This window comes from Lonsdalea iberica, from assembly GCF_002111585.1.
Classification (GTDB): domain Bacteria; phylum Pseudomonadota; class Gammaproteobacteria; order Enterobacterales; family Enterobacteriaceae; genus Lonsdalea; species Lonsdalea iberica.
Map to the genome: position 1 here is coordinate 1 of NZ_LUTP01000075.1, position 8,094 is coordinate 8,094.

General features: G+C 46.4%; 6 protein-coding genes, 3 pseudogenes and 1 other annotated feature. Of the genes and pseudogenes, 4 read left to right on the plus strand and 5 right to left on the minus strand.

Translation table 11 applies throughout. The features are described 5' to 3' along the window. Positions 1-374 precede the first annotated feature (374 nt). From AU511_RS16210 to AU511_RS16225, 4 genes are all read left to right on the plus strand, one after another. Complete coding sequence (locus AU511_RS16210; protein ID WP_094110297.1) at positions 375-1,673, plus strand: L-cysteine desulfidase family protein; 1,299 nt, start codon at positions 375-377, stop codon at positions 1,671-1,673. 65 nt (positions 1,674-1,738) lie between these two features. Beyond that, entirely contained in the window at positions 1,739-2,488 is a 750-nt protein-coding gene (locus tag AU511_RS16215; RefSeq protein ID WP_094110298.1) for an AzlC family ABC transporter permease, read from the plus strand. Further along, entirely contained in the window at positions 2,481-2,801 is a 321-nt protein-coding gene (locus AU511_RS16220) for an AzlD domain-containing protein (protein WP_094110299.1), read from the plus strand. The genes AU511_RS16215 and AU511_RS16220 overlap by 8 nt, the downstream gene beginning before the upstream one ends. Before the next feature lie 20 nt (positions 2,802-2,821). Further along, complete coding sequence (locus tag AU511_RS16225; RefSeq protein WP_240503871.1) at positions 2,822-3,202, plus strand: RidA family protein; 381 nt, start codon at positions 2,822-2,824, stop codon at positions 3,200-3,202. Between the two features lie 119 nt (positions 3,203-3,321). Here AU511_RS16225 and AU511_RS16230 read toward each other — a convergent pair. The 5 genes and pseudogenes from AU511_RS16230 to AU511_RS16245 all read right to left on the minus strand — a co-directional run. Then, positions 3,322-4,386 (minus strand): annotated as a pseudogene (locus tag AU511_RS16230) (IS3 family transposase); the annotation flags it as partial. Next, positions 4,095-4,209 (minus strand) — a sequence feature (AL1L pseudoknot). Its footprint overlaps the pseudogene before it by 115 nt. A gap of 553 nt (positions 4,387-4,939) precedes the next feature. Then, positions 4,940-5,377: a hypothetical protein gene (locus AU511_RS17340; RefSeq protein WP_139829408.1), complete on the minus strand. Its 438-nt coding sequence runs from the start codon at positions 5,375-5,377 to the stop codon at positions 4,940-4,942. Positions 5,378-5,406: 29 nt separating this feature from the next. After that, positions 5,407-5,790: a hypothetical protein gene (locus AU511_RS16235; RefSeq protein ID WP_139829409.1), complete on the minus strand. Its 384-nt coding sequence runs from the start codon at positions 5,788-5,790 to the stop codon at positions 5,407-5,409. A 515-nt stretch (positions 5,791-6,305) separates the two neighbouring features. After that, positions 6,306-6,505 (minus strand): annotated as a pseudogene (locus AU511_RS16240) (IS5 family transposase); the annotation flags it as partial. Positions 6,506-6,534: 29 nt separating this feature from the next. Then, positions 6,535-7,314: pseudogene (locus tag AU511_RS16245) on the minus strand (IS3 family transposase); the annotation flags it as partial. Positions 7,315-8,094: the final 780 nt, after the last annotated feature.

Below are 8,094 nucleotides of genomic sequence, written 5' to 3' on the forward strand. Positions count from 1 at the left end.
CACGTAAAAAGGGGGGGCGGAAGCAATGCAACCGAAAACGCGGTTAAGCGATTATTTTCATGATCTACCGAAATGAGCACATATTTACAGGGTAATAAATATTATTTCGCGAGTCCGGAGAAATTTTTTCTCTTTTAAGAAATTAGAACAGAATCAAGGTTTTTCTAGTAATTAGTACATGTAAATAATTAACTTGATGATTAATATATATTAATAATAAAACTGAAATTTTAAGTTACTCATTTTAACTAATAACCATAAAGAATCTTTTTCCATATACACTGAAAAAGAGTTGTTATTTTGGAAAAGACCCCCCCTATTTTTTCATCATAATCCCCCCCAGAGAGTTAATTTTATTTCTGGAGATATGTGACATGCCGGAACCAAAAAAAGATGATGTTTTTCTGCAGTGGCTTAAAAGAGAAGTCAGACCGGCCCTGGGGTGTACGGAACCCGTTGCTATTGCGTTTGCCGCGGCTACGGCCTGTCGGTATCTAAATGAACCCTGCATCGGTATCAGTGGTTTCATTTCTGAAAACCTATACAAGAATGCAATGGGGGTCACTATTCCGGGCACTCACAGCGCTGGAATTGCGATGGCTGCTGCGGTCGGTGTATACGGAGGTGACCCTGACCAAGGACTTGAAACACTCAAAGGACTCACTGACGGACAAACGGAGCAGGCGAAAGAAATGGTGAGTCAGGGCAGAGTTAATATCACTGCTCAGGATACCCCCGACTTTATCCATATAGACCTTACGGCAACAGGCGCAGTTAACTGTTGCCGTGTGGTTATTAAAAGAAGCCACTCCCGCATTGAAGAGCTTTATGTTAATGGACAGCCTGTGTCTCTGGATCAGCAGGAAAATGAAGAAACTGCCGAAACTGCCCCGCAGGAGTTTTCTATTGAGGACGCGTTTAATTTTATTAAAACAGTTCCGCTGGGAAAAATTGAATTTATTTTGGAGGCAGCGCGACTTAACGGTGCCTTGTCCTTGGAGGGCCAGAGAAAGCCTTACGGACTTAACATCGCGGGGACGCTGACTGCTACTGTCAGACAGGGGCTGATGAGTGATGACCTGCTGTCGCGCATACTCATTAAAACGGTGGCTGCTTCAGATGCCAGAATGGGGGGGGCTGCGGTTACGGCCATGTCCAACTATGGTTCCGGAAATCAGGGGATCACTGCAACAATGCCTGTGGTGATCCTTGCTGATGAACTGGGAAACAGCCAGGAAGAGCTTATCAGGGCACTGGCATTATCCCACCTGGTTGCGATTTCTGTTCACTCCCGTTACACACGTCTTTCCGCCCTGTGCGCCGCGTCTACTGCGGCAATGGGGGCCGCCGCAGGAATGGCTTGGTTATTCACCCAGGACCTGAATGTTATTCAGGCAGCCATCATTAATATGGTCAGCGATGTCAGCGGCATTATCTGTGATGGTGCATCCAACAGCTGTGCCATGAAAGTGTCTTCCGTCACCATGAGCGCATTCAGAGCCGTACTCATGGCCAAGCAGGGAATGCAGGTCAGCGGTCACGACGGTATTGTGAGCCAGAATGTAGAACAGACAATCAACAACCTCAGTCGGCTGGTTAATAAAGCCATGCCTACAACGGATAAAGAAATTATCCACATCATGACAGAAAAGGATGCTCTGGCAGATAGCTGAGGGCAAGTGAATAATAACCAGGCCAGTTGAAGTGCAGATACTGAAACTGGATCAGGAGAGACGTGATGAATAAAAAGGCGACAATTTTGCGGGGAGTGAGTGCGGTAATGCCTCTCTGTATTGGTGACTTTCCGTTCTCATTTATTGTTGGCGCCCTCAGTGTCAGCATGGGAATGAGTGTGTGGCAGAGTACAGCATGGTCGTGCATCGTGATTGCAGGTTCGGCACAAATGCTGGCACTGAATATGCTCCAAAGCGGTGCCAGTCTGGGCGTGATTATATTTACCACTTTCGTAATGAATCTTCGCCATGTGTTGTACAGCGCATCTATGGCAGGAAAGATCAGGGAAGCCTCATTTTTCAAAAAATGCTTTATTTCTTACGCACTGACCGATGAAGTATACGCCACAACCATAAAGAATATGGATGAAAGTAAAGGTGATAAATATCTTTTCTATTTTACAGTCATGCTGACTTTCTGGGGATTCTGGGTACTGGCAAATTTTCTGGGCGCAGTCATCGGTTCATCTTTCCCGGATATTCAGAAATACGGTTTGGACTTTGCGATGGTGGCCGCGTTCATTGCTATTGTTATGCCTCAGATTAAAAGCCAAGCCTGTACTGTTGCAGCCCTAGTCGCCTCAGTATCTGGTGTATTGCTGGTTATCCTCCCCTGGTCTCTGGGGATCGTGGTGGCCTCCATACTTGGTGTGTTAGCCGGTTTAAGTATGGATCTGGCAGAAGAAAGAAAACGTAATGCAGAGAATAACGTCAGGAACAACATGCGTTTTCATGAGGAGGTCGGAAATGAATAACAGTTACTTTTTAGCACTGACTTTCGGAATGGCGGCCGTGACGTTTCTCATCCGTTTTTCCTTTATAGGAATAGCCGGGAAGCTTGATATGAGTGAACGGGTAAGAAAGACGCTTCGTTTTGTTCCCGTGACGGTATTACCAGCCATCATTACTGTTCAGATATTGGATATTAATTCACATATGGAGTTTGACCTCCATAACCCAAAGGTAATTGCCGCGATTATCTGCACATTAATTAGCCTCAGGTTTGGTCTTGTGTGGGTTGTTATCAGTGGGGTTGGCTCACTAGTTTTGTTAAACAACTTTATGTAATAGAAAAGAGATATATGACAATGAAAATTATCAGTACAAAAAACGCCCCATCGGCTATTGGCCCGTACGTTCAGGGAATAAACACAGGGAATATGGTCATGACCTCAGGTCAGCTACCTGTTGATCCTCTTTCCGGGACAATGTCAGCCGCAATAGAAGAGCAAACTTACCAATCACTGGAAAACGTCAGAGCCATCGTTGAGGCAGCCGGACTGACAGTCGGAAACATTATTAAAACCACGGTATATGTAAAAGACCTGAATGATTTTTCGGCAGTAAATGTTGTCTATGAGGCTTTCTTTAAGAAGCACTGCGCACCATTTCCTGCTCGCTCCTGTGTCGAGGTTGCCCGGCTGCCTAAGGATGCAAAAATCGAAATAGAAGCGATAGCAGTTGCATAACGACACGGTCAAATGACTAAACAGCAGCCCCTGATGGTTGTTGTTTAGTTATATATCGTTAATGAGAACTTTACACTGAACCGACGCGGTTTTCCTAAAGAGTGTTTTTGCCTGTGAGCTCAGGCTGCCAGATCCTTATTCCCGATGGGAGCATAATATGCCTGTTTCGCTTCGGCAGGGGGGATGTGGACAGCCTTTCCAGCAGCCGGTGGTTGTTATACCAGTCCGCCCACGTCAGTATGGCAAGCTCCACTTCAGCGCGGTTTTTCAGCTCTTACTGTGTATCCCCTCCTCCGTGTAAAGTCCGTTGATACTCTCCGCCATTGCTTTGTCGTATGAGTCACCCGTGCTGCCCGGCGATGCCAGCAACTCTGCATCCTTTAGTCGCTTAGTGTACGCCAGTGACACATACTGAGAGCCTTTATCGCTGTGGTGGATGGTGACCGTGGAACGTCTGGCCCGCAGCGCCTGCTTCAGTGCGTCCGGTACGAACGTCGTTTCCATCGATGATGACATCCGCCAACCCACGATACGACCGGCGAATACGTCGATGATAAACGTTACGTAAGCAAAACAGGGCCAGGTGCTGACGTCTGTGAAGTCTGCCACCCGCAGCGGATCAGGCCGCTCTGCCACGAATTGTTGGTAAACTCGGTCACCCGCGGCAATCTCTTTCCGGCTGTCGGTGGTGCGGACCTTTTTACCCCGGCGCACACCGGCAAGCCCCATGGCTGTCATCAGGCTAGCCACCGTGCATTTGGCACTGATGCCTTCCCGCAGCAACTACCGCCAGACCTTGCGCATGCCATACACGCGCTGTATCTTCGCCTTCAGAAGTTTTGTCACGCCGCGCATGTAGTCTGCGTTTCTCAGGACGCCGGTAATACGTTGACGGGGCGATATTCAGTTCGTGGCATACCGGTCCGACCCGTGTTCATTGCGCAGTGCGTCCACCGGGGGCGCTACTTTTTTAAAGGCGGTCGAACTCCGCCTTCGCAAAATGAGCGGAGGCCTGGTGCAGGATATCGTTACTGCGGCGCAGTTCTCGGTTTTCACGCTCAAGCTCTTTCAGACGCTGGCGTTCGTTAACAGTAAGTCCGCCCACCGCCACCGGCATCCCGTTGATGCTGACGAACCTAGACGCGCAGGGGCTTCTGTGTGTAACCGGTCTTCGGGGCAACAGAACCATGCGGACGGCCCGCTGAAGGGCCTTAGGGAAAAACGAATATTTTCAGTCATCCTGTGACCTCTCTGGGAGTTTAGTCTCCAAGATTCCCGAGGAGGTTCAATGCCAGATGGCCCGATTTTTCTGTCAGCGTCACTGCCTGTACTTTTTCTTATACCCTAGCCACAAGATTTTGGCGGCATCCTGCTTATAACCGTATTCTTTCTTTTAAGGTAAATGGCATTGCCGCTGAGTGTGGCAATGAGTTTAATATTATACTTATTAAATGGGTCGTTCATTACAGTAAATACGACACAGTTGATATTTACCATCCGTTTTCATATCTTCAGTCGTTATGATATCAGAAAATTTATACCCCCCCCCTCACAAAAGGAGTCATTTCAAAATTAAGCCCTTTGATATATATCAATCACATTTAAATAAAATATTGACCCTGGCTGGAATGTTTTCAGGAATCAACATTTCTTATGGATGTAGCATTGTTCGCGTTCTGTCGCATTAATGGTCGTAGCCCGGTAATGCGACAGAACCTTCGCCACCGCACAGTATTATTACTCTTTGAAAACAACGCCGAGATTGAAATGAATTTTGGATTCCTTACCATTTCCGTTATTTGTTAGCGTCGTTTTAATTGTCCCCACACCTTCAGAAGGGTTATCGCCGCCGACATCGGTACGAATAGATAAAATTCCATAAGGAAGGGCAGCATCGTTCCTTATTGGGATACTGCGTTTTCTTTCCCACTCTCCCCAACTGGCATTTTCGGGGCATATCAGCATATATGGTTGAGCTCCCTCTGCCTGAACAATATTTGATGTATTAGTTAGATCATCTGAGTCTACCACGTAAGCAAATAAGTCAATAGAATGGCGTCCGCCTTGCTCTCCAGGCGCGTATTCAGCAGGGCGGGCAACGTTAAGTGCTGACGATATCGTGTTTGCTAGCGTAATGACAGGTGTTCCGGGTGGTAGAAGCTCATCCGTTGTCATAACAAAGGATGATTGTTTTGTGATTGTGGTTATTTTTTTATTGTGTCGAATTCAGTTACTGTGGTTTCTATATTTCTATAGGTTACTGTAAGTGTTACTTCATCGCCATAAGGGTAATTTTCATCGGCAATCAGAATGAGCTGTAACGGAACTAAGTTGGCTAACCCTTCAAATTTTTTGACTGGTTCTGACTGATGTCCGCTACGCTGGCTTATAAACGATAGATATTCGCAGTCAGATGAAACTGAAATTGTTGATTCAGTGTCCTGTATAAATAATCCTGTATCAGCATCAAGGATGCCGACGATAATCGTGTGAGATCTGTTGTTGATGTCCCATTCAACCACTTTTGTATCAAGAGTCCTGTGGATTAATGGTGATGATATTGGGTTTATAATTACAAATGGATTCATGATTATGTCCTTTTTATTGCCTTTGTTGGAGTTGTGTCTTTGGTACGATTGGGGGAAATACATTTATTACAGACTAAGAAATGTATTTTTTCCATCAACGATAGTGAATTTTTTATTCTTTCACATTAATAAGTGCTCAGGTAACATGCTGCTTATTCGTACTCTATTCAGACTATGTCCCTGATCCTAATAACGTTTAAAACGCCTGCATTATCCCACCGACAGGATGGGTTAATTAGTCAGGGGCGACACTCGGTTTCGCAGAGCAATACACCACACGATCAATATGAAAAAAGCCATCTACCTTATTATTGGTAGCAAAAATGGCATTAGTATTGACGTTCATGTGACATTTCTCTTCAAGCCTCGGCAAATATCAAACCGGTTGAATATTCTGACACCATGGCCGTTCACGTTGGTAGCTCATTAATTATAAGCCATAAATGCCTCGTAATATTCATACGTACTGAACCGCCCCGGGAATCCTGGAGACTAGGCTGTGTCCCTTAATTACTTCACCATTGATAAAAGCGCCGGATACAGCCCGGTTTCATCATCGCCAGGTGATTTTTAGCCTTTTGACGTAACGTGTAGCGTTCCGGCGGGATTCTTTCAGGCGACCATAGCACCGTTCAACGACGTTTCGATTGCGGTATGCTTTACGAGCGAGCTGTGAATGTCCATCCGATGCCATCTTCTCATTTTGTTTTCGGGGTGACCTCCCCCCAATGTAAGATATAACGATCAGTTAGTAATATCGGTTTGTTTACTTTCTAATTTTCCATTTATCGAGCCTGCTGCAAATTCAGACGGTGTCTGGTAATTCAGCGAGAAGTGAGATCTGCGCTCGCTATAGTCCTGCCGCCAGTTATTAATGATTTTCCGGGCATGAAAAATATCGCTGAAGCATTTCTCCTTCAGGTACTCGTCCCGAAAGCGACCGTTAAAGCTCTCAATAAATCCGTTCTGAGTTGGCTTACCCGGCTGGATTAATCGCAATTCAACATTATGCTCAAAGGCCCATGGATCGATAGCCCGGCAGGTATACTCCGGGCCCTGATCGGTTCTTATCGTCGCAGGATAGCCACGAAACAGCGTAATGCTGTCCAGAATGCGCGTCACCTGAACGCCAGTAATCCCGAATGCAGTGGTGATCGTCAGGCACTCCTCAGTGAGATCATCCACATAGGTAAGACACCTAATCCGGCGACCGCTGCAGAGTGCATTCATGACAAAATCCATTGACCAGGTCAGGTTCGGTGCATCCGGGCGCGGAAGTCGTTTAGTCGCCAGCCTTTTACGGCGCCGTCTGCGTTTTACGATCAGGCCTCTAAGGTGATAGACGCGCTAAACCCGCTTGTGATTAACGCAAAGACCTTCACGTCGCAGAAGCTGCCAGATACGCCGGTAACCAAAGCGGCGGCGTTCAGGAGCCAGCTCAGTGATAGCAGCCGGACGCTGAGCCGAATAACGGCACGTTGACAGGGACAGACCCGCCAGCCTGCAGGCACGACGTTGCGACAGCGTATGTTCCAGGGGAATATCCTGCCGAGATTTAACCCCCTCACCGCTGGCGATATAAACTGGATTTTTCAGGAAGGTGCTTCCGACATCCTTGAAACGTGGCAGCCCTTTCCCTACAAAAGGGCTTTACTGGTCAGAGGCAATCTTTCTGATCCCGAGTTTTGCCACGTTTAGCGCTTCTTTAGCTATCGCTCCTCGTCGTACCCCATGGCCGCGCTAAAGAGTTTGCCCACGCCTTTCAGCAGATTTACTGGTGTGGTGGAAGAATCAGTCTCGGCTTTTGCCCGTGACTACCTAGTCTTCTTACCACCTGAATGCGCAGACACATGACGTGTTGCGAATATGGAGAGTCCTGCCCTGTAGTATCAAGGTGTACAGGAACGTTTCACCCTCTTTGTATACTCATGAATTGCGCTCATTATGCTGATGTCACAAACCGCGCCTTCAACACTTAATCTCTAAGTTCTATTTCTCCTGATTGCTTGTCCCTGATGTTTCCACCTTCCTATTTCAAGTTGGGCAAAAATACGCTGGACTCAGCATTCCTCGTCAGACAGCATCCTTCTGAATGATTTTTAATCGTTCTGGTTTCTTTTTTTTAACGGGCGATGACCAGTCTCAAATTTTATTTATCCCAAATTGCAAAAATATTGTATGGCTATATCTAATCTCTTATTCCTTAATGGTATTAAAACGAATTGAGTTTATGGAATGGGATTAGGAACGCATTAAGTAATATTTCTAGAGTATTATCTCTTTTCGATAAGGTATCGCTTCCTT